The sequence below is a fragment of the uncultured Dialister sp. genome (assembly GCF_937959425.1).
Classification (GTDB): domain Bacteria; phylum Bacillota; class Negativicutes; order Veillonellales; family Dialisteraceae; genus Dialister.
Genome location: NZ_CALGPS010000101.1, coordinates 1 through 3075, shown reverse-complemented (window position 1 = coordinate 3075; position 3075 = coordinate 1). Strand labels below are relative to the sequence as shown.

1 protein-coding gene is annotated in these 3075 nt (G+C 54.6%); it reads left to right on the top strand.

The genetic code is table 11. The annotated features are described in order from the left end of the window. The first annotated feature begins 437 nt into the window (after nucleotides 1-437). A complete protein-coding gene (locus Q0482_RS04145; RefSeq protein ID WP_299143737.1) occupies nucleotides 438-1925 on the top strand; it encodes an aldehyde dehydrogenase family protein in 1488 nt (495 codons plus the stop codon). Nucleotides 1926-3075: the final 1150 nt, after the last annotated feature.

Genomic DNA, 3075 nt, shown 5'->3' with positions numbered 1-3075 from the left:
TCTGCCCCCTGAATAGGGGGAAGTCCGGCGCAGCCGGATAGGGGGTGGCCGCGGCAGCGGCCAATTCAGCAGAATGGTACCTGGAGAGATGAGACATAAGTGCTTTTTCCATTCCGGCGGTTCCCCTTTTGGTGGATGACGCCACCACCTTCGCCCCGCAAGCGGTGGGACAATAAATATAAGAGCTGAACCCTATTTCCCGCATAGAAAAACCTCAGCCATGCTTATCGAGACTATTGAATATTCCCCTATCCCATGATATACTATGACTACAGCACTCATGCAGAAGAAAGTGACCATCGAACAGTATGAAAGGTTGTATTTCTTTTCGCAGCTGAAAGAAACATCCCGCTGAACCACCGGATATCGTATAAACTTCAGCGGAGCATCTCATACAGGGGATTATCCCCGCAAGTGATTGAAAGGAAGGTATTATTATGGCAAAAGCAGACATTCAGGAACAGTATGGTCTCTTCATTAACGGCGAATTCGTTCCCGCTTCTGACGGCGCTACCTTTGACGCCCACAATCCGGCAAACGGCGAGCACTTGGCTTATTTCGCAGAAGCAACCAAAGAAGACGTGGACAGCGCAGTGAAAGCTGCCAGAGCAGCCCTCCCCGCCTGGTCCAAGACCTCTCCCATTGAAAGACAGAACATCCTGCTGAAAATCGCAGATATTATCGACGCCAATGCAGACCACCTGGCACTGGTGGAAACACTGGACAACGGCAAGCCCATCCGTGAAACCAAGGCTGCCGACATTCCCCTGGGCAGCGACCATTTCCGCTACTTCGCAGGCTGCCTGCGCGCATGGGAAGGCTCTGCCACCATGCTGGACGACAACACACTCTCCCTCATTCTCCATGAACCGGTAGGCGTGGTAGGACAGGTCATCCCCTGGAACTTCCCCTTCACCATGGCATGCTGGAAACTGGCTCCCGCCCTGGCAGCAGGAAATACCATCGTCATTAAACCGTCCTCCCATACATCCCTCTCCCTTATGGAACTCACCCGCCTCATCCAGGACGTCCTCCCGAAAGGCGTGCTGAACGTCATCACCGGCAAAGGCTCCAAATCCGGCCAGTGGCTCCTTGACCACCCGGACCTGGACAAACTGGCATTCACCGGCTCCACCGAAGTAGGCCACGGCGTATACCAGGCTGCCTGCGACAAACTTATCCCCGTCACCCTCGAACTGGGCGGCAAATCTGCCAACATCGTATTCGACGACGCAGACCTTGCCCAGGCCGTAGACGGCGCATGCAAAGGCATCCTCTTCAACCAGGGCCAGGTATGCTGCGCAGGCTCCCGCCTCTTCGTACAGGAAGGCATCTTCGACGAATTCATCAAACACCTGAAAGCTACCTTTGAAAATGTAAAGATCGGCGACCCCACGGACCCGACAACCCAGCTGGGTGCCCAGATCTACAAATCCCAGCAGGACAAAGTACTGAAATACGTACAGATCGGCCTTGACGAAGGCTGCCAGCTCATCACCGGCGGCGAAAGATACACCGAAAACGGCTGCGACAAAGGCTTCTTCATGAAACCAACCATCCTTGTCACCGACAAGAACAGCGACCGCGTATGCCAGGAAGAAATCTTCGGACCGGTGGTGGTGGTACAGAAATTCAAGACCGCCGATGAAGTCATCACCCTGGCCAACGACAGCGTATACGGCCTTGGCGGCGCAGTCTTCACAAAGAACATCAATACCGCCCTCAAAGTAGCCCGCGGCGTACGCACCGGCCGCATGTGGGTCAACACCTACAACGACCTCCCCGCAGGCGCTCCCTTCGGCGGCTACAAACAGTCCGGCATCGGCAGAGAAACCCATAAAGTCATGCTCGAACACTACAGCCAGATGAAGAACATCTACATCAACCTCAAAGAAGGTATCAGCGGCATGTACGACATTAAATAATGTCAGCTGAAAAACTCCTTTCCCCCAGGGAAGGGAGTTTTTTTATTTGAAGAAATAAGAAGCGCAGAGAGGCTTTATTCTGCCCCCTGAATAGGGGTGGCAAGCGAACTTGAGTCGCACTAGCGAACTGGATTTGTAGGGGAGCAGAGCGACCCGAAAATCCAGTGAGTCAGTGACAGCAGTGGATGTAGGGGAGCAAAGCGACCTGAGAACCAAGTGAGACGCTTCCCACCGGGGCGGAGGGGGACCGCGTGCACGGTCAGCCAAGTCAAAGGAAAGCGCCTTAATGGGCAGGCTAGGCGCCTTACTTTGCCCGACTTGCACATCCTATGCAGGATGTGCACAGTGGACAACAACCCGCTTTATACATAGCGCAACTTATGAGGAGAGGACAAGTATAGAGAGTCCTATTCTGTCCCCTGAATAGGGGAAAGTCCGGCGCAGCCGGATAAGGGGTGGACGCGTCAGCGTCCAATTCAGCAGAATGGTACCTGGAGAGATGTGTCATAAGTTTTTCCCGTTCCGGCAGTTCCCCCTTTGGTGCCTATCGGCACCACCTTTCCCCCGCTAAAGCGGGGGCACTATGGGCGCTGGGCAATGTACCACATATGACACAAAAGGAAAAAGCAGAGAGGCCTATTCTGTCCCCTGAATAGGGGGAAGTCCGGCGCAGCCGGATAGGGGTGGCTGTGGAGGTCCTGCATAGGACCTCCAAGTCAGCCGAAGTTGGCCTCTAGCCTGCCCAATAAGAGGCCTTCCTTTTAGTCGGCTGACCGATGTCAGCGTCCAATTCAGCAGAATGGTACCTGGAGAGATGAGACATAAGTGCTTTTTCCATTCCGGCAGTTCCCCCTTTGGTGCCTGTCGGCACCACCTTTCCCCCTCTTCGAGGGGGCACTATGGACGCTGGGCAGTGTGCCACATATGACACGACAGGGAAGCGTAGAGAGGCCCTATTCTGTCCCCTGAATAGGGTGGCAAGCGAACGTGATTTGTAGGGGAGCGATAGCGACCTGAAAATCACGTGAGACGCTTTCCAGTGGAGAAAGTCCGGCGCAGCCGGATAAGAGGTGGCCACCGCAGGTGGCCAGTTCAGCAGAATGCTTAGCGTGATTTATGCAGCAGGAGGAGACTCCCGTAACTCAGGCTT

Excerpts from the sequence above, each read along its gene's own strand:
- Q0482_RS04145 (WP_299143737.1), top strand. The coding sequence starts at position 438 with ATGGCAAAAGCAGACATTCAGGAACAGTATGGTCTCTTCATTAACGGC.